The 19,223-nt window shown below is 57.9% G+C and carries 17 protein-coding genes; 12 read left to right on the forward strand and 5 right to left on the reverse strand.

Annotated elements, in window-relative coordinates:
* Positions 1-232: 232 nt before the first annotated feature.
* The gene (locus ADA16_RS00880) at positions 233-622 is read right to left on the reverse strand and encodes an RNA polymerase-binding protein RbpA (RefSeq protein ID WP_048758436.1); all 390 of its coding nucleotides are present in this window, start codon (positions 620-622) and stop codon (positions 233-235) included.
* 81 nt (positions 623-703) lie between these two features.
* Between ADA16_RS00880 and ADA16_RS00885 the strand changes: the two genes are divergently transcribed.
* The 5 genes from ADA16_RS00885 to ADA16_RS00905 all read left to right on the forward strand — a co-directional run bounded on the left by ADA16_RS00885 (position 704) and on the right by ADA16_RS00905 (position 5,298).
* Positions 704-1,096 (forward strand): hypothetical protein, encoded by a 393-nt coding sequence (locus tag ADA16_RS00885; protein ID WP_239659292.1) that lies wholly within the window; start codon positions 704-706, stop codon positions 1,094-1,096.
* Positions 1,097-1,113: 17 nt separating this feature from the next.
* Positions 1,114-1,824, forward strand: a complete 711-nt coding sequence (locus ADA16_RS00890) for a YceI family protein (protein WP_048758438.1) — start codon at positions 1,114-1,116, stop codon at positions 1,822-1,824.
* A gap of 111 nt (positions 1,825-1,935) precedes the next feature.
* Positions 1,936-2,178: a hypothetical protein gene (locus ADA16_RS00895; protein ID WP_048758439.1), complete on the forward strand. Its 243-nt coding sequence runs from the start codon at positions 1,936-1,938 to the stop codon at positions 2,176-2,178.
* A 594-nt stretch (positions 2,179-2,772) separates the two neighbouring features.
* Positions 2,773-4,212 carry a hemolysin family protein gene (locus ADA16_RS00900; RefSeq protein WP_048758440.1) on the forward strand — a complete coding sequence of 480 codons (1,440 nt, stop codon included), beginning with the start codon at positions 2,773-2,775 and terminating at the stop codon, positions 4,210-4,212.
* Between the two features lie 3 nt (positions 4,213-4,215).
* Positions 4,216-5,298, forward strand: a complete 1,083-nt coding sequence (locus ADA16_RS00905) for a hemolysin family protein (protein WP_048758441.1) — start codon at positions 4,216-4,218, stop codon at positions 5,296-5,298.
* A gap of 63 nt (positions 5,299-5,361) precedes the next feature.
* On the opposite strand, the gene tpx is transcribed toward ADA16_RS00905, so the two are convergent.
* The gene (tpx, locus tag ADA16_RS00910; RefSeq protein WP_048758442.1) at positions 5,362-5,859 is read right to left on the reverse strand and encodes a thiol peroxidase; all 498 of its coding nucleotides are present in this window, start codon (positions 5,857-5,859) and stop codon (positions 5,362-5,364) included.
* A 133-nt stretch (positions 5,860-5,992) separates the two neighbouring features.
* Here tpx and ADA16_RS00915 point away from each other — a divergent pair, with 133 nt between their 5' ends.
* Positions 5,993-6,277 (forward strand): Lrp/AsnC family transcriptional regulator, encoded by a 285-nt coding sequence (locus ADA16_RS00915; RefSeq protein WP_048758443.1) that lies wholly within the window; start codon positions 5,993-5,995, stop codon positions 6,275-6,277.
* A gap of 38 nt (positions 6,278-6,315) precedes the next feature.
* On the opposite strand, the gene ADA16_RS00920 is transcribed toward ADA16_RS00915, so the two are convergent.
* Both ADA16_RS00920 and ADA16_RS00925 read right to left on the reverse strand, forming a co-directional pair.
* Positions 6,316-8,043, reverse strand: coding sequence for an FAD-binding dehydrogenase (locus ADA16_RS00920; RefSeq protein WP_048758444.1), 1,728 nt, complete (start codon positions 8,041-8,043; stop codon positions 6,316-6,318).
* Between the two features lie 119 nt (positions 8,044-8,162).
* The gene (locus tag ADA16_RS00925; protein WP_048758445.1) at positions 8,163-9,617 is read right to left on the reverse strand and encodes a class I SAM-dependent methyltransferase; all 1,455 of its coding nucleotides are present in this window, start codon (positions 9,615-9,617) and stop codon (positions 8,163-8,165) included.
* Between the two features lie 186 nt (positions 9,618-9,803).
* On the opposite strand from ADA16_RS00925, the gene ADA16_RS00930 reads away from it, so the two are divergent.
* Entirely contained in the window at positions 9,804-11,225 is a 1,422-nt protein-coding gene (locus ADA16_RS00930) for an NAD(P)/FAD-dependent oxidoreductase (RefSeq protein WP_048758446.1), read from the forward strand.
* 107 nt (positions 11,226-11,332) lie between these two features.
* On the opposite strand, the gene ADA16_RS00935 is transcribed toward ADA16_RS00930, so the two are convergent.
* Positions 11,333-11,896 (reverse strand): PaaI family thioesterase, encoded by a 564-nt coding sequence (locus ADA16_RS00935; RefSeq protein ID WP_239659293.1) that lies wholly within the window; start codon positions 11,894-11,896, stop codon positions 11,333-11,335.
* A 105-nt stretch (positions 11,897-12,001) separates the two neighbouring features.
* Here ADA16_RS00935 and gndA point away from each other — a divergent pair, with 105 nt between their 5' ends.
* From gndA to ADA16_RS00960, 5 genes are all read left to right on the forward strand, one after another.
* Positions 12,002-13,453: an NADP-dependent phosphogluconate dehydrogenase gene (gndA, locus tag ADA16_RS00940; RefSeq protein WP_048758448.1), complete on the forward strand. Its 1,452-nt coding sequence runs from the start codon at positions 12,002-12,004 to the stop codon at positions 13,451-13,453.
* Positions 13,454-13,499: 46 nt separating this feature from the next.
* Positions 13,500-15,113: a bifunctional hydroxymethylpyrimidine kinase/phosphomethylpyrimidine kinase gene (locus tag ADA16_RS00945; RefSeq protein ID WP_048758449.1), complete on the forward strand. Its 1,614-nt coding sequence runs from the start codon at positions 13,500-13,502 to the stop codon at positions 15,111-15,113.
* 80 nt (positions 15,114-15,193) lie between these two features.
* Complete coding sequence (locus tag ADA16_RS00950) at positions 15,194-16,528, forward strand: DEAD/DEAH box helicase (protein WP_048758450.1); 1,335 nt, start codon at positions 15,194-15,196, stop codon at positions 16,526-16,528.
* A 3-nt stretch (positions 16,529-16,531) separates the two neighbouring features.
* Positions 16,532-17,917 (forward strand): hemolysin family protein, encoded by a 1,386-nt coding sequence (locus ADA16_RS00955; RefSeq protein ID WP_048758451.1) that lies wholly within the window; start codon positions 16,532-16,534, stop codon positions 17,915-17,917.
* Entirely contained in the window at positions 17,914-19,221 is a 1,308-nt protein-coding gene (locus ADA16_RS00960) for a CNNM domain-containing protein (protein ID WP_048758452.1), read from the forward strand. Before ADA16_RS00955 ends, ADA16_RS00960 begins: the two co-directional genes overlap by 4 nt.
* The last annotated feature ends 2 nt before the right edge of the window (positions 19,222-19,223 follow it).

A 19,223-nucleotide genomic window follows, 5' to 3' on the forward strand; every position in this document is an offset into this window, starting at 1 on the left:
CTACTTCTCCTGGTCGAAAGTGGTGATGCATTCACCGCCTGAACCTACCGGGCGATTTTTGTCATAAACGCAGTCAGTAACTCGGATCGGTCCACAACCGCCAGCCATAAACGAAAAACGGGCCCGAATAAGGAGCAAAACCTTATCCGGACCCGAATTGCAGTGTTTGATTAACGGTTATACAGCCGTAGGACTCAAATCTAACCAGCTCAAAACCCGCAAGCCTCAAACCTTAAGCGTTCTTTTCCGCCTCTTCGGCTTCCTTCTGAGCCTTCAGAAGGCGAGCGGCGTTACGACGACGCTTGCGCAGCAGGTCAATGCGCTCATCCAGCAGCACATCGAGCTCCTCAATGGAGCGGCGCTCACGGAGCATATCCCAGTGAGTCCTCGGCGGCTTAACCGGCTTAGCTTCAGTGCCTTCGCCCTCGACCAGCTCACCAATCTGGCCATTCTTGCATAGCCATTCACCTGGAATTTCCGCGTCATCCGCGAACGGGACCTCAAAGATCTCGCCGGATTCAGTGCGGTAGCGGACCATCATTCGCGGCGCGAGGTCATGATCGCGATCGGTCTCATACGAAACGGCGCCCATGCGGCTGCCGCGAAGAACTCGATCTGCCATGTGGAACGTGCCCCCTTTGGTAGAAATACTAGACCACATATTATAACGCCTAATTCGTTATTCATGCCATAATTGACTTCTGTGTCAGATCAAAAGCCGAGCACAACTACCGCCAATTGCCAGTGGTGTGGCCGCGAAATGGAGGTCGCCATCCGCGGTCGCCGTCGCAAATTTTGCAGCCAAACCTGCCGGCAGCGCGCGTATGAAAAGCGCACTGGCGTGGCAAAAGGCGCTTCCAAGCCCATCGCCGAGCGGATCAATTCGGACTTCACACCGAAGACCGCCGCTGATGCAACGAGCAGGTCTGCAGCCGATGACGTCGTAAAGCGAATAGGGGATGGGCTCTTTGAAGTGCGCTGTCTCGCCGAGGACTTGCGCACCGCGCTTGACGACGGCATGGAGACCGCTGTTCTACAGGAGATTACGCAGGAATTGATTATGAAAACGCGTGAAGTGGAACGGTTTATCCCATAGCGGATTTAAAGGATAGGATGAGCACTATGAATTCTGGTGTCCGTAAGTCGATTATTACTTTGATAGCCGTTGCAGTTGTTGCGCTCGCAATTGTTATTGTGGGGCCAGTTTTGTACCGCGTTTTCACGCATGAAGGGGTGCGCACTGGGGATTTCGAGGCCACGGAACTGCCTGCGGCGACGACTGACGCGAATGGCACCTGGAAGATTATCGGTGGCGATAACTCTCAGAACACCTCCGTTGGCTTTACTTTTAACGAGGTACTACCGGGCAGCAAGCGCACAACATCCGGTTCGACCCACGATGTCACAGGCGAACTGAAGGTTGCTGACAATAAGCTTGAGGACGCATCTATTGTTGTTGACATGGCAACACTGACCAGCGATATTGAACGTCGCGACATCAACGTCCGCAACAACATTTTCAGTGTCGAGCAGTACCCAGAAGCCAAGTTTGAGCTTTCAGAGCCGCTTGACATTTCAAGCATTCCAGATAACGGCCAGTGGGAGAACATCGAGATTCCGGGACGCCTGACCATTCGTGGTGTCACCAATGATGTCACTGTGCCAATGAAGGCCGCTCGTACCGAAAACCTGGTTTTGCTCTCAGGCAATCTGCCGATTAACCGCCTGGACTACAACGTGCGTCTACCACAGTTCGTAGCTGCAACCATCAACGAGAACGGCGAACTAAATCTGCGTATCGTCGCAGAGAAGCAGGATGCGTAAGCACTATCAGACGCCCCGTTTCGTCACTGTGACGTAATATAGCTATTTAGCCGCACACCACAAAGACCCACGAGAAACGATTCTGGTGGGCCAGTTGGGAGTCACAACGTTATGAACACCTACGAAGCAATGTTGCTCGCACGAAAGGTGCGAATGGTACTACTGATCGTCTTCATTGCATTCATGGCCTACAAGGGCGTGTGGTGGCTCGTGGCCGTCGGCATATTATTGATTGGCATGACACTATGGCAGAACAAGCGACTGCGTGAAGAGATCGCTGTCCGCAATGCGGATGAGCTCGGAGCCGACGCCAAGGCCAATGAATCCGGTGGCGCGGACAAGCGGAACAGGTAAGCCAGCTACGCAACGCCACCATAGGCCGAGCCACCGTAAGCCGCGCCGCCATAGGCCGAGCCACCGGAGGCCGAGCCATCGGAGGCCGAGCCATCGTAAGCCGAGCCGCCATAATCAGACAAACGCCAACACTGAGACAGCCAACCTGGAACGCAAGCACCAAGACAGAAAAGCAGCCAACCTGGGAATTCAGGAAACCCCAGGCCTAACCACTTTCAACATTTGGCCGATAATATACATTATGACATTTTGGCCTTAACGTCCCATCCTCCCCCTTTGCCCGCCGTCATGCCAGATTCGCTCAGTAAATCTGCCAAGTAGGACCGCTCAGTAAACCTACTCAGCAAACAACTATTTTTCGCTACACGTCTATTCAGGAATTTTTAGTAAAATTTCCCGCATGCCTGAACTCTCAGACACATCCAGTAGCTCCGACAGACCCAACACGTCCGACACGTCAGATAGATCTGACTCGTCCGACGACCCTGAGCCTCACGCCAACGTAGACGGGCTCTCTGTAGCCGCAGTAAGCGCAATCACCGAGACAACCGCAACCGCCTCAACGACCGCAACAGCCGCTTCAGGTGATGCCGCGTGATTGTATCCGCGCTCATTGTATTTGCAGTTTTTCTTTTTCTCGTTTTCGGGAACGCCATTTTCGTTGCCGTCGAGTTCTCCTACCTCACGGTTAATAGAAATGACGTCAAGAAAGCCGCAGACTCCGGCTCAAGATCCGCGTACTTGGTAGACCGTGCCCTATCACAGACCTCTACTAATCTCTCCGGCGCACAGCTGGGAATTACGGTCACCAGCCTCCTTGCTGGTTTCCTTACCGGGCCTTCCCTCGGAGTGCTCCTCGAAGCCGCTTTTGGCGGTACCAGCATCTCTCCCACCACCGTCACGGCGATTAGTACCACGGGCGCATTCATCATCGCGACCTTCACTCAAATGGTCTTTGGTGAACTCGTACCAAAAAATTGGGCCATCGCAGAGCCCGGAAAAGTCGTAAACCTTGTGGTCAGGCCACAAAACGCCTTTATGTTCACTTTTGGTTGGCTGGTGTGGTTACTCAACAGTTCGGCTAATTGGGTACTGAAAAAACTCGGCTTCTCCCCTGAGGAAGAGGTCGCCAGTGCCAGGACTGCGGAGGAACTCCGTGCCGTCGTCACGCGCTCTGGCGATGAAGGAACCATCAATCCACAGACAGCGGAGCTGGTCGCTCGGTCCATTGAGTTCGGCGAGCGCACGGCAGCTGATGTGATGACGCCACGCACGCAGATTATCTTCGTTGAAGATCAGAGCGTCGCCGAGATGCTGACGATCGTCGCCGACTCTGGGCACGCCCGCTTCCCCGTTGTTGGCGACAGCGTCGACGACATTCGCGGCGTGGTGCACTACACCGATCTGCTCAGCGCGCCGCATGCACAACGCTTGACGACGTCCGCTGCGAGCCTAGCCAAGGACGTGCTTGTGGTGAACGACTCGACCACACTCGATCCGCTGATGCGCCAACTACGTGAGGACGAATACCAGTTTGCGGTGGTCGTCGATGAGTACGGCGGCACGGACGGCATCGTGACTCTGGAGGACCTCGTTGAGGAAATCGTCGGTGAAATCGACGATGAGCAGGATGATCGCTCGTTACTCTACAGTCGGATCAGCCCCAATACGGTGATTGTCTCCGGCCTTATGCGCCCGGATGAACTCGGAGAGATTCTGAATCTGGTTTTGCCGGAGGGCGATGAATCCGACACGATTGGCGGATTTATTACCGAGCGCTTAGATCGCATGCCGCGTTTCGGCGACACGATTACGGTCGAAGCCACCGACCATGAAAACCTCGATGAGGAAGGCCTGCCCACCACCGCTGAAGCCTCCTTCCGCGTTGAGCGTATGGCGCGCCACCGCGTTGGCCGCATTCGGGTTCAGGTGGATCGCGTCGGAAATAAAGTCGCGCACACGTATGACGGCGCTCATCAGGATGACGCTGATCACGACCGCAGCCAGCACAGCGACAGCGAACGGGAGGGCTAAACCATGCCACTAATTACTCTAATTCTGCTGCTAGCCCTCAATGCCTGGTTCGTCGCCGCTGAATTTGCGATGGTCTCCGCTCGCCGCGACCAGATTGAACCAGATGCTGTCAATGGCTCTACCAGCGCAAAGTACGCGCTGCGCGGTATCGAGAACGTGTCGGTGTCACTAGCTGCAACGCAGCTGGGCATTACCGCCTCTTCCCTGCTCATCGGTGCCGTCGGTGAGCCTGCAATTGCACATTTCTTCGAGCCCTTCATGACAGAATTTGGACTGCCCGCGGGCACTGCTCACGTTGTTGCGCTGGTATTGGCGCTGCTCATCGTCACTTTCTTGCACATGGTCGTCGGCGAAATGGTGCCGAAGAATATCGCAATTTCCGCTCCCAGCCCAACGGCGAAGTTCGTGGCTATCCCACTGCACATCATCGTGCGGGTGCTCAACCCAGTTATTTGGGCGATGAACACGACTGCGAACGCCGTGGTTCGCAAGGTTCTGCGTGCCACGCCAAAGGACGAGGTCGATTCCTCTTTCACCGCTAGTCAGGTTCAGGATTTCGTCGCCGAGTCCGGGCGTCAGGGACTTCTCGACAATGATGAGCTGGCTTTACTCCACAAGGCCCTCGGCTTCGAGCAACTCACCGCCGCTGACGTCACGATGCAACCTGACACGCTCGTCACCGTTGCGCCAGACGCCACCGTCGCTGACATCGAAGCGCTCAGTGCCCGCACGCGTTTTTCCCGCTTCCCCATCGTCGATAGGGACGGCAGTTTCATCGGCTACATTCACGTCAAGGATTTGCTCTCGCTTGACGACGATCACCGCGACCAGCCTTTCCCGCGGAATCTGATTCGCACCTTCGCAAGCGTTAGCCCTGAAGCCAAGCTCCAGTCGGTCATGCGGCTTATGCAGCGCGAACAGGCACACTTCGCATTGGTGACGGAGGAAAATAGTACTTCGGAGAGCTCAGCAGGTTCAGAGAGCTCAGCGGCCTCGGCAGGTGTGGCGAATTCCGTGAACGGCATTGTCGCCCTGGAGGATGTACTAGAAGAGCTCGTCGGCGAAGTCCGCCAGGCAACTGCCTAGCGAGTGCGCCGACGAGCCCCGTCGATTCAAGCTGGTTACTAATTACTGAAGCTAATTAGCTGATTACTTCAGTGCGGCCAGTGCGGAGTCGTAGTCCGGCTCCGTCGTGATTTCATCGACCAGCTGGTTGTAAATGACCTTGCCCTCTTCGTCAGTGACGACAACGGCACGAGCCAGCAGACCGGCGAGCGGGCCATCCTGCTGAACGACACCGAAGGCCTCGCCGAAGCCGTGGCGGAAGTCCGAAGCAACTTCAACGTTATCCAGGCCCTCTGCAGCGCAGAAGCGACCGAGAGCGAACGGCAGATCGCGCGAAACGTTAACTACAACAGTGTTCTCTAGCCCAGCAGCGTCCTCATTGAAGTGACGCACCGAAGCTGCACAGACGCCGGTGTCTACAGACGGGAAGATGTTGTAGACGACCTTCTTACCAGCGAAGGTCTGATTGGTGACCTCAGCGAGGTCACCACCGGTGAGGGTAAACTCCGGAGCCTTGTTGCCCACCTGGGGCAGGTCGCCGGAAAGTTGAACTGGGTTGGACTGAAATGCGGTTTGTGTCATAGCGCCCTTTTTACCGCCTTTCGTCGGGATCCTCCAGGCTCTTTCCGGGAAATCAGTAGAATCGTGACAGAAAAGAAATTCCAGGCCGCGATTTTCAGCGGCTTTCTAGGTTGATTCTCCGAGGAAGGCAACAATGAGTTTGATTACCGCAATTGTGTCCATCGATGTCGAATCCGACAAGATTCCGGAGGCCGCCGAGACCATCGTCGAGATCAACGGGGTGACTGAGGTCTACTCCGTTACTGGTGACTGGGACTTGGTCGTCGTAGTGCGCGCGACTAACCACGATGATCTGGCGGAAATCATTCCAAACCTCATCAGCAAGGTCGACGGTGTCATTCGCACTCAGACCCAGCTGGCTTTCCGCACCTACTCGCAGCACGATCTGGAAAGTGCATTCTCCATCGGACTGGAGTAGGCGCAGCTTCTTCCTCCGAGTAGCTTGGAACGCGCGAGCTACTTAACCACTTCCGCCATCGCGCGGCCTGCCTGGCGGCCACTGAAAATACAGCCACCCAGGAATGTGCCCTCCAGCGCATTGTTACCGTGGACGCCACCGCCGCCGAAGCCAGAGGCCTCACCTGCGGCGTAGAGCCCCTCAAAGGGAGTTCCGTCCGGGTGCAAGCACTGGCCGTCGAGGGTCGTCTCAATGCCGCCGAGCGTCTTGCGGGTCAGCATGCGCAGACGAATAGCAATCAGCGGGCCATTCTTCGGATCCAAAATCGGTGACGGAGGCACGGAGCGGATGATTTTGTCGCCGAGGAAATTCCGGGCCACGTTGACGTAATTGACCTGGTAGTCCTTTGAGAAAGGATTACCGGTCTGCATGTCGCGCTGGCGAATCTGATCCTCGAGCTTCTCCAGGTCAATCTTCGGCGCTGCGGCTCCGGACTCGCTGCCCGAGCCAGACTCTCCGCCAGAGCTCGCCTCGACGATCTCATTCATCCCCTCGACCAGCTTCGGCAGACTGTCGGCGACCACCCAGTCCTCGCCGTTATCCATGAATGCCTGAATAGGCCCGGCGACACCAGCGGTCACCTTGCCAATCAGCTTCTTGATCTCCTTGTCCGTCAGGTCCGGATTCTGTTCGGAGCCAGAGAAGATGAACTCCTTGGCCACGATGTTCTTATTCAGCACAAACCAGGAATAGGAATGGCCGGTCGACAGAATGTGCTTCATCGTGCCAACCGTATCCGCGCCCGGAATATATGGCGCAGGCAGGCGGTTTCCTTCCGCGTCGAACCACATGGCCGACGGCCCCGGGATGATTCGAATACCGTGATTCGGCCACACCGGATCCCAGTTCTTCATACCTTCGGTGTAGTGCCACATGCGGTCGCGGTTGACCAGATTCGCACCGGCCTGCTCCGCAATCTCGATGCCGCGACCGTCAACATGCTCCGGCACACCGCAGACCATATCTTTCGGCATCTCGCCCAGACGCTCGGTCGGCCAGCACTTACGTACGGCTTCCAGATTGCCGCCAACACCGCCCGTCGCAATGCACACAGCCGACCCGCGGATCTCGAAGTTCTTCCCTGTTTCCTCGCGTGACGACGCCACTCCCCGCTCCAAGGATTCACAGGGAACCAGGATCTTGCCACGCACGCCGACGGCGCGGCCATCTTCGACAATCACCTCGTCAACGCGGTGGCGATGGCAGTATTCCACCAGCCCCTTCTTCGCAGCCGCGGCGACCGGTTCTGCGAAAACGCGGACAATCTCGGGACCTGTGCCCCAGGTCAAGTGGAATCGGGGTACCGAGTTGCCGTGACCGTCGGCACGCCCTTCGCCGCGTTCCGCCCACCCGACGACTGGCAGGAACTTCACGCCGAGATTGCGGAGGTAGTTGCGCTTCTCCCCTGCTGCAAAGTTGAGGTAGGCCTTGGCCCACTTGCGTCCCCAGTTATCTTCCTCGCGGTCGAACTGTGCGGAGTTGAACCAGTCAGCTTCGGCGAGCTCGCGGTTGTCCTTAACTCCCAGGCGACGCTGCTCCGGCGAGTCGACGAGGAAGATTCCTCCCAGCGACCAGAAGGCCTGTCCACCGAGGTTGTTGGCGTTTTCCTGATCGACCAGGATGACCTTCTTGCCGGCCTGCGTGGCCTCATACGTCGCGACTAATCCGGCAAGTCCGGCGCCGACGACAACAATGTCTGCAGTACGTGTGGTGCTCTGTGCGTTCATAATTTCGTTTTTAGACCCTAAACAACTTCGCTGGGGTGGTTTTACCTAAAAAACCTCATTTATTTTTACCGACCTTATTTGTCCCGTGAGCGTGCAGCGAACGCTAGAGCTGCCCGATACTAGTGAGGCCTGCGTGGCGCATGCACAAGTTCGACCTGCACAAGCGTGACTCTTTCTGCACGCACGAGCGCTTCAAACAGCGACAGGTAGTAATTCCACATCCTCCGGAACACGCGGTCGTAGCCGATACCAGCAGCTTCACGCGCATGAGCTGCAAAGAAATCGCGCTGGAGCTGCAGGGTCGTCGCGAAGTGCGAGGGAATGTATTCCTCCGCCGCGATGCGCAAACCGGTTTCCCGGTCGACCATCTTGCGCAGCTCCTCCATAGTGAAAAGCTGTAGCTGTGGCCACACGTATGCGCGCACGAGGTCTAAGCTTCGCTCGGCAAGCGCATCAAACTTGTCTGTGGCCACGACCATTTGAACGACAATGGTGCCGCGATCGACAAGTAGACGCTCGGCGCTCTTCAGCCAACGCAGCGCACCCGCACGACCGAAGGTCTCCAGGCGCCCGACGTTGATGACCGCCTCGAAGTCAGACTCGAATTCGCGTGGCGACGGAATGTTGCGGTCCATCTGAATCACATCGACCGCACCGCGCAAGCCGGCCTTTTCCACCCGTTCCAGCACTGTGTCGGTGTGATCATCAGAAACGGTAATAACCTCTGCGCCCGCTCCCCTTTCTGCAGCTCGAAGTCCAATTTCTCCGCCTGCCGACGGCCACTCGGCCACACGGTCGCCGGCCCGCACTCGAGCAAGATCGAGCAGGTGCTCAATATTGCGCACCTGGGCGTGCAGAAAATCAGCACGCGCGACAGACTTCGGGGCATCAACATAAGTCACGTCGACAGGCCAGTGCGAGGGAACTCCGCCCTTGCCAGCACCGCGGGCATAGTTGGGAATCTGTTCACGCGACGAGGTTCGCACTCCGGAGGCAAATAGGCCGGAACCACCCATCAACAGTTCGCCTGCGTAGAGCTCCAGTAGTGAGCTCGGTAACTCGCCTGCCATGTCCGGACCATCAAGGCGTGGACGTGAACGTGCGACTTTCATTAGGCTACGCGCTAGCGGCCCCAACGAGGCAATGTCCAACTCAGCACTGAGTAGTCGACTGAGAAGCTCGGGCAAGTCATCAGTAGACCACTCACCCGCGAGATAGGACTCCCCCAATCCGAGCCATTCCGAATCAGCCAGCCGAGAATAAAAAACAGGATTAATGACGCTGAAAACGACTGGACGCAATGTGACGGAATCATCGGGAGATTCACTGTCACTGCGGGAACTGGCGCCACCGACACCGTCGATAGCCAAATCGGCGTCACTCGTCGACCGAGTAATGAAGGACTCCCCGACAAACTCGCCGGATTCAACCAGTTCAATGCCGTTGTTCTGGCAGAGCCGCTCGAATGAGCGCTCCATTACTTCAGCACGTTTCGCCAGGAAACGGCCCTCTGGAATACGCGCAACCCGAGGCCATCGCTCTGCGTCAATTGCCTGCCGGCTTGCCGAATTCACCCTGCCCGAACCTCCTAACAATCGCGCCGCGTAAAGGTACGAATAACGAACTGAGTTTGTTCTCGAAGCCTACCGCGCAGGGACCCAGAATAGGCGGTGGCGCACCGAGAGGATTACTATTGTGGCTTGCCGGCTAAAAGCCGAATCAAAACTTCGAGAACTTTAAAGTCTGTGAGGAGAAAATACATGACCGAGACTCCGTACCGCCCGCACTCCGGACGTCCGCACGTGGTCGTCATCGGTTCGGGTTTCGGTGGCTTGTTCGCGGCGAAGAAGTTGCAGGACGCCGAGGTCGACGTCACTCTCATCGACCGCACTAACCACCACCTGTTCCAGCCACTGCTCTACCAGGTAGCAACGGGCATCCTTTCCTCGGGCGAAATCGCTCCGTCTACTCGCACCATCTTCGACGGTGTTCAGAACGTTCGTGTTGTCAAGGGCGATGTCACCGACATCGACGTCGAAAAGCAGGTCGTGACTTCGGAACTGGGTCACCAGACTTCCAAGTGGGAATACGACCACCTCCTGGTCGCCGCTGGCGCTGGCCAGTCCTACTTCGGCAATGATCACTTTGCCGAGTTTGCTCCGGGTATGAAGAACATCGACGATGCACTCGAGATTCGCGCCCGTATCATTGGCGCATTCGAGCGCGCCGAGCTGACCGACGATCCGACTGAGCGCGAGCGTCTGCTGACCTTCGTGGTCGTCGGTGCTGGCCCGACCGGTGTTGAGCTTGCTGGTCAGCTGGCCGAGCTGGCTAACCGCACTCTCGCATCGTCTTACCGCAGCTACAACCCGCACGCTGCACGTGTCGTGTTGCTCGACGGCGCACCGCAGGTTCTGCCGCCGTTCGGCAAGCGTCTGGGCCGTAAGGCTCAGAAGTCCTTGGAGAAGATGGGTGTCATCGTCAAGTTGGGCGCGATGGTGACCGACGTCAACGAAGAGGGCGTCACCTACAAGAATATGAAGGATGAAACCGAGGAGTTCATCCCGTCGTTCTGCAAGATTTGGTCCGCTGGCGTGTCCGCCTCCCCGCTGGGCAAGATGATTGCCGAGCAGACTGGTGCCGAGACTGACCGCGCTGGCCGTGTCATTGTCAACGAGGACATGACAGCTGGTGACTGCAAGAACGTTTACGTCGTGGGCGATATGTCCAACCGCGAGAACCTGCCGGGTGTTGCTCAGGTTGCTATTCAGGGCGGCGAGTATGTCGCTGACAACATTGCTGCCGAGGCAGACGGCCGCGATGTCGCGGAGCGCCAGCCGTTCGAGTACTTCGACAAGGGCTCCATGGCAACCGTCTCCCGCTTCTCTGCCGTGGCGAAGATGGGCAAGGTTGAGGTCTCCGGCTTCATCGGCTGGGTCCTGTGGCTGGCTGTCCACCTGATGTTCCTGGTGGGCTTCCGCAACCGCCTCGTCTCCTGCGTCAGCTGGGGTCTGAATGTTCTGGACCGCAACCGTTGGCAGATGGTTTCCACCCGCCAGCAGATGTACGCACGCAATGCAATCAATCGCCTGGCCGAGCTCAACAAGGACAAGGCTGAGCAGGATCTGCCTCTGGAAGTTCGCGACACCCGCCGCGAACACCGCGCAAATAAGAACAAGTAGTTAACTTGCAGGTGGCTAGGTTAGAAAACAGCTAACCAAGGTTAACCACCTGTGAGTTCCCTATCTGGCCCGTTACCACCTACAACGATTTGCTATAGCGACCTGCCCTAAAGAGACTTGTCGAGTACCGCAATTCGTAGGTTGGTGCGGGCCAGCAGTTTTTCATCTGCCTTGCGGGTGTGTTCAATGCGCCACAATTGCATGGTGCGCCCCAAGTATTCTGGCTCGGCCGTGGTAACGATTACCTCGCCAGCTCGAGCAGAGCGGTAAAAATCGGTGTTGTTGTTCACCCCGACGACCGGCTTCTTCGCACCACAGGCAACGAAACCGGCAAGAGAGCCAGCGGTCTCACCTAGCGAGCAGTAAACACCACCATTGGCTAGGCCCCACGGCTGCAAGTGGTCGGCTCCGACCTCGAGCTCCATCTGAATTCGCTCCGGTCCGACATGGACGAACTTCGTGCCCAGCAAGGTATCTAGACCACCGATTCCGTTATCGCCCAAGGTGCTGTTAAAAACAGTCAGCTCCTCATCGCTCAAGGCTTCCTGGCTCGCCTTCGTCACCAGCGCCATATACTTGCGCAGCCCCTTCATCCGTGCCACCTCGGCGGCGGAAGCTGCAGAGTTAGAGCCCTGTGAACTGCCATTATTCGCAAAAGTCTCGTTGGTCATGCCAAACATTGTGCCAGCACACACTATCGTTCGTGGCAGTTTTAGCATTAAAAGCAGCAGCAATTTCTGACTCCCGGATACAACGAATCCGGGCCAGGCTTTAATATGGTGGGCATGACCGATAACAATGAACTCGCACAAATTGGTGTCGTCGGGCTCGCCGTCATGGGCTCGAATATCGCACGCAACTTCGCCCACAAGGGTCACACCGTTGCCGTGTACAACCGCAGCCCGGAGAAAACTCGCACCCTCATCGCTGAACACGGTGATGAAGGCTCATTCATCCCGTCCGAGACCATTGATGAGTTCGTCGCTTCGCTGGAGCGCCCGCGTCGCGCTCTGATTATGGTTCAGGCAGGTGCCGCTACTGATGCGGTCATCGATCAGCTTGCCGACGTGATGGAGCCCGGCGACATCATCATTGATGGCGGTAACTCCCTCTACACAGACACCATCCGTCGTGAGAAGGCTATTCGCGCCCGTGGCCTGCACTATGTCGGCACTGGTATTTCCGGTGGTGAGGAAGGTGCTCTGACCGGCCCTTCCATCATGCCGGGTGGCACGAAGGAGTCCTACGAGTCCCTCGGCCCGCTGCTGGAATCCATCTCCGCTCACGTTGACGGAGTGCCGTGCTGTACTCACATTTCCTCCGATGGTGCTGGCCACTTTGTGAAGATGGTCCACAACGGCATCGAGTACGCGGATATGCAGGTCATCGGCGAGGCCTACCACCTGCTGCGCGAAGCCGCTGGCCTCACCCCTGCCGAGATTGCAGATATCTTCCGCGAGTGGAACGAAGGCGACCTAGACTCCTACTTGGTCGAGATCACCGCTGAGGTTCTCTCTCAGGTCGATGAGAAGACAGGCAAGCCGTTGGTCGATGTCATCGTGGATGCCGCTGGCCAGAAGGGCACCGGCCGTTGGACGGTGAAGGCCGCATTGGACTTGGGTATTCCGGTCACTGGTATTGGCGAAGCCGTGTTCGCTCGCGCGCTGTCGTCTTCCCTTGCTCAGCGTGAGGCCGCGCGGGACCTGCCGTCGGGAAGCCTGGCTAAGGCTCCGGAGGATCGCGATGCTTTTGTGGAGCGCGTCCGTAAGGCTCTGTACGCCTCCAAGATCATTGCCTACTCGCAGGGCTTTGATGAAATTAACGCTGGTGCCAAGGAGTACGGCTGGGAAATTGACCGCGGTGCGCTGGCAACGATCTGGCGTGGTGGCTGCATCATTCGTGCTCAGTTCCTGAACCGCATCAAGGAAGCATACGACCGCAATCCGGAGCTGCCGGCGCTGGTGCTCGATGAATACTTCCGTGAACAGGTCACTGAGTGCCTCGACGCATGGCGCGATGTTGTTGTCACGGCGGCGCAGATGGGTATTCCAGCTCCGGTGTTCTCATCCTCGCTGGCGTACTACGACGGCCTGCGTGCGGAGCGTCTGCCGGCAGCACTGGTTCAGGGTCAGCGTGACTACTTCGGTGCGCACACATATCAGCGCGTCGATCGCGAGGGCGCCTTCCACACCCTCTGGTCGGGCGATCGCTCCGAGGTTGAGGCGTAACATTTAAATTTGTCGCTTCACGCTCTCAAAGTTAAAGGGGTCTGAGATGCCATTTCCAAAGCAGGCAAAGCCTGAATTCGTACCACGAGTTCTTTCCATCGCCGGCACAGACCCAACCGGCGGAGCTGGCCTGCATGCCGATTTAAAGTCAATCGCCGCTGCCGGCGGTTACGGCATGGGCGTAGTCACCGCTTTGGTATCTCAGAACACCGTGGGCGTGCGCGCCGTCCACACCCCACCTGTTGACTTCCTCGTCGAGCAACTGGCTGCCGTAACTGACGACGTCACCATTGACGCGGTGAAGATTGGCATGTTGGGCTCACGCGAGCTCACACAGGTCGTCACCAACTGGCTTCGGCAGACCAAGCCGGCCGTGGTTGTTCTCGATCCGGTGATGGTCGCCACCTCTGGCGACCGTCTGCTCGACGAAGATGCTCTGGACGCAATGCGTGACTTGGTCGCCGAAGCCACCGTCATCACGCCGAACGTTCCCGAACTGGCGTTGCTTGCCGACGGCCCGGAGGCCAATGACCTCACTGAGTTGATTGAGCAGGCGTTAGAATTCGCGAGCAAGAACGACGTCATCGTAATTGCAAAGACTGGCCACCTAAGTGGTGATGAAGCCGGAAATGCCGTGGCCTTCCCCGGTGGACAGGTTTCTTTCAGCTCGTCTCCACGCATTCACACCGAAAACACCCATGGCACGGGTTGTTCGCTGTCCGCTGCTCTTGCCACACGGATCGGTGGTGGCTCTGCGGTTGATGATGCCCTGCGCTGGACTACGCGCTGGCTCAGTGAGTCCATTCGTTTCGCAGACGACCTCCATGTCGGTCAGGGGCATGGCCCTATTGACCACGGCCACAGGGCTCGTCGCCTGGAAAAGGTCGCACTTCGCCGTATGCAGCCAGTACGCCTGAACTCCAATTTTTCCCAGGAGGATTTCGAAGGGGCCGACGCTGAACAGACACCGCGGGAGTTGGAATCGTTCTTCGGTAGCTCCCTCCAGATTGCGCCGGCGGGCCCCTTTACCGCCCAGCTGTGGCGGGACATCGAAGACATCATCACAGAGATTGGCGACATGTTCAGTGTGCGCTCTCTGCTCCGCGGTGACCTTTCCTCGGAGGAAACCGATTTCTTCGTGGCTCAAGAGGCCTGGTACCTACACCAGGTTTTCCCAGTCCTGTCGCATCTGGCAACCAAAGCACCCTGCCCAAAGGAACAGGTTCTGTGGTCATCACTCGCACAGGAAACCCTGGTACGCGCGCTGGAATTGAGTAATAACACGCTGGAAGAGGCCTCTTCGACCGTCGAGGACATCGAGCCCACAACCATCACTCAACTCCTGTTGGACATACATTCTTCCTGTAGCGCCTTCAATACATATCGGGTCGCTGTGACCAGTATCGTCGCCGAAATGTGGATGTCAGCCGAGCTGAATCTGCAAGGAAAATCCCTGGTTGATAGGGATTCCAAGATTGCGGGCTGGGTGGAAGTATATTCCGACCCCGAGTTTATTGACAGTGTTCAGCAGGCTCTCGGAGTCCTTGAAGAGAATATGTCTAGCGCCAGCGAAGCGGAACTGAAGACCATCCGCAACATCTTCCGTCGTGCCGCCGTTCTTGAGCGTGAGGCCTATGCCCAGCCTGGACGCGGTTGGTAATTTTCTTCGGCTGGTAATTTTCCTGTGCGCCGGACACGCCTATTGCATAGCAATCCGGGGATAGCGGTATCCTAACTAGCATGCCCCCTCCTGCTGAGTCCAGTGATTTCAGACAGTTGGGTACGCCGGAAGCGATTGTGAGCATTCTGCGTGCCCAGCACATAACTTCGCCTACCGCCGTGCAGGTCGCGACTTTGCCAGATGCTTTGGCTGGCAAGGATGTTCTCGCACAGGCCCCCACGGGCTCGGGCAAAACACTCGCATTCGGCATTCCGCTGGTCGCGTTGCTCAATAATGCCTCTCCAGCGCTTCCTGGTTTTCCGCGTGCGCTTATTATTTCACCGACCCGCGAACTTGCCGACCAGATTGCCGATGTCCTCGCTGACATCGGTGCTGCAGCAGGTTTGCGTGTCTTAAGCTTGGTCGGCGGTGACTCCGTGGCCAAGCAGCAGACTCTGCTCGCTGCACCAGTCGATATCGCTGTAGTCACACCAGGTCGCGCACACGATTTGCGCCGCCGCGGTCTACTCAACCTTGAGCAGGTCCTTGCCGTTGTCGTGGACGAAGCGGACATGCTCGCCGATATGGGCTTTTTGCCCGATGTTCTCGGTCTTGTCCGCGCGTGTCCGAAGTCGGCGCAGCGCATGGTCTTTTCCGCCACAATTAACGACGATGCCGCGGGCCTTATCCGCGATCGTCGCGCAAGTAGCACCGAAATTGCGAAGCACAAGGTCACCTCATCCCGGCTGACCATGCGCAATATGCGGCATCTACTGCTGCGTGTGGAGGACAACACCGAGGCAGACGAGGCGGTCGCGTGGATTGCCTCCCGCAAGGATCAGTGCGTCATCTTCGCCAATTCCAAAGCGCGCGTCGTGCAGCTGGCTAAGTTCCTCCAGTTCTACGACATCAAGTTAGGTTTCCTCCACGGCGACCGCGGCCAGGCGACCCGGCGTGCAGTCCTCAAGGCCTTTGCCGACGGTGACATTAATGTCCTCGTCACCACAGATGTGGCCGCTCGTGGCATTGATATCGATGCTCTTGACCTAGTTGTACACGCGGATCCGCCGAGGGACTCGGCGACGTATATTCATCGCTCGGGTCGCACGGCTCGCGCGGGTGCTTCCGGCACGGTAGCGATGATTGTCCGTGACCGTCAGGTGGATCAGGCCCGCGAGCTGCTGGCTGGGGCTGGTGTTGAAGCCGAAGAGCTGCGAGCAGCTCCGGGGCTGCCGCGATTTGTCAAGGAACTGGGTGCACGACGTCCGCGCCGGGCTCGCCAAGATCAAACTCAGTCGGCCCGCGGTGCTAGTGGTGCTGGTTACCGCGGGCGCGGAGGTCCGTCGCCAAGTGGAAAGAATCGTGCTGGCGGTCGCGTACACCGCCCTAAGCGAGGGAAAAAGAAGAAGAGATAATCAGTGGATATTGTTCTGAGTATTGTCGCGGTTGTCGGCTTTATCGCGCTAACCGCTGGCACCGGTCTCTTTGTGGCGTTTGAATTCGCGCTGACAGGACTGGAGCGTTCTGCGATTGACGCCGACCGCGCCCGTTCAGCGGATGCACCTGCTGAGGCCGTTCACAAGGCACATAATCGACTGTCCTTCCACCTCTCAGGTGCACAGCTGGGCATTACGTTGACGACGCTGGCAACTGGTTTCCTCGCAGAGCCGGTGCTGGCGCAGTACTTCACGCCAATGCTGCATTGGATGGGTCTCAGCGACTCCGCAGCGGGGCCTACCGCACTGATTCTTGCACTGATTGTGGCCACGATGTTGTCCATGGTCTATGGCGAGTTGGTACCGAAGAACGTCGCGATTACGGAACCGCTGGCGGTGGCGCGTGTCACGGCTCGTCCAGTGATGGCGTTTAACTGGGTGTTCCACTACTTCATTCAGTCGCTGAATGCCTCGGCGAACTGGCTGGTGCGCAAGCTCGGCATTGAACCTGCCGATGAGCTGGCCTCGGCGCGTTCCCCGCAAGAGTTGGAAGCGTTGGTGCGCAATTCTGCGGAGCAGGGTGCATTGGATGAGTCGAAGGCCGCGGTGCTCGAGTCGTCGTTACGCTTTGGCGAAACTACGGCGGAGGACCTGATGACGCCGCGGTCAACGATTACTTCTCTCGATGTCGATGACACTGCGCTGGATCTGCTGGCTGTCGCTATCGATTCGGGGCACTCCCGTTTCCCTATTACTGACGGCGACCTCGATGCCACTGTCGGTGTCGTCCACGTCAAGGACGCATTTGCGGTGCCTGCGGCGAAGCGCTCAACCACCACCATGCGGGAGGTCGCACGGCCTGTGCCAACGCTGCCGCAGTCCCTGGACGGCGATGCCGTGCTGGAGTCTGTGCGTTCGGCAGGTTCGCAGATTGCGCTGGTCGCCGATGAGTACGGCGGCATCGCCGGCATTGTCACCATCGAAGATGTGGTCGAGGAAATTCTCGGTGAGGTCTGGGATGAGTACGACGACAAGGAGTCCGAGCAGGAGGTCAAGCGTGCAATTGAGGGCTGGAACTGCTCCGGCCTTGTGCGTACCGACGAGCTGCCGACCAAGGTCGGATACTTTGCCCCGGAGGGCAGCTTCGAAACCCTTGGTGGTCTGATTATGTTTGCGCTCGGTCGTATCCCCGAGGTCGGTGATGTCGTCCTGCTGCCAGAGACCGAACGCGATTTCATGGACGAGTTCGAATCGGGCATCGCCGGCCGCTGGTACGCACGCATTCTGGCGATGGATGACCGTCGAGTGGATCGTGCCATTTTGATTCCTGTGACCAACGAGCGTGCTAAGGAGATGTTCAACCTATGAGTGACTGGTTTGGAATCCTCCTGACTTTCTTCTTGCTGTTGGTCAATGCGTTTTTCGTCGGCGCGGAATTCTCGCTTATTGCCGCTCGCCGTGATCGCTTGGAGGCGCTGCTGGCTCAGGGCAAGAAGCGCGCTCGCACAGTTATCGATGCTTCCGAGCACCTGTCGATGATGCTCGCCGCCGCACAGCTGGGCATCACTATTGCCTCGCTGCTGCTTGGTAAGGTCTCTGAGCCAGCGCTGGCGCATCTGATGGAAGGTCCCTTCGAGGCGATGGGTATTCCGGAGTCGCTGCTGCATCCGTTGAGCTTTGCCATCGCATTGATGCTGGTGTCGGTGTTGCACATCATGCTCGGCGAGATGGTTCCGAAGAACATCGCGCTGGCTGGCCCAGAGACGATGGCCATGCTGCTTATTCCAGTTCACATGGTCTTCTACAAGCTGACCAAGCCGTTGTTGCTGCTGTTTAACTGGATGGCTCGCCATACGCTGAGGTTGTTCGGCATTGAGCAGCGCGATGAGCTCGACACCACTGTCGACTCCACGGAGTTGGCGTCGATGATTGCGGAGTCTCGTCAAGAAGGACTCCTTGACAGCGAGGAGCACGTTCGCCTTCGTCGCACTTTGGCTTCGGCCACGCGCACCATTGAAGAGGTGCTCATTCCGCATGAGCAGATCCGCTGCGTCCCGACAGCGCCAACTGTGGGCGACCTAGAGATGGCCGTCACCGAAACCGGCTTCTCCCGGTTCCCCGTTGCTGCGGCCAACAATGAGCCCAACGAATACCGTGGCTATGTTCACGTCAAGGATGTCCTCGACCGCGTCATGGACCCTGCCTCTGGCCCAGAAACAGCCATCCCCGATGATGAAATCCGCCCGATGATCGAGATTCCCATCGACGCCACGCTGGATGAAGGCTTGCGCATCATGCGCCGCTACAGCGCGCACATGGCAGTTGCTGTGCGTGCTCGGATGCCGAAACCACACCTGCGCACGAATGCCCCAGCAAGTATCGCTCCGAAGACCGGAACGTTTTCCGGCGCGGAGCAGATTGGCATTGTGGCACTGGAGGACCTCATTGAGGAACAGGTCGGTGTCGTGCGGGACTGGACTCACGAGGTCTCCCCGCGTCGCGGCGCTGCGTCCAAGGGGGCGAAGGCTGGCGCTGGAAAGGCTGGCACTGCGAAGGTCGGTGCTGGAAAAACTGGCGCCAAGGCAAGTGGTGCCAAGAGCGCACCAAAGCAGCACCCAGCCCCACACCCGACCCGGAACCGACCGGGCAACACACAGGGACGTCAGCAGTGACA

It is taken from the genome of Corynebacterium vitaeruminis, from assembly GCF_001054325.1.
In the GTDB taxonomy this organism is placed as follows: Bacteria; Actinomycetota; Actinomycetes; order Mycobacteriales; family Mycobacteriaceae; genus Corynebacterium; species Corynebacterium vitaeruminis_A.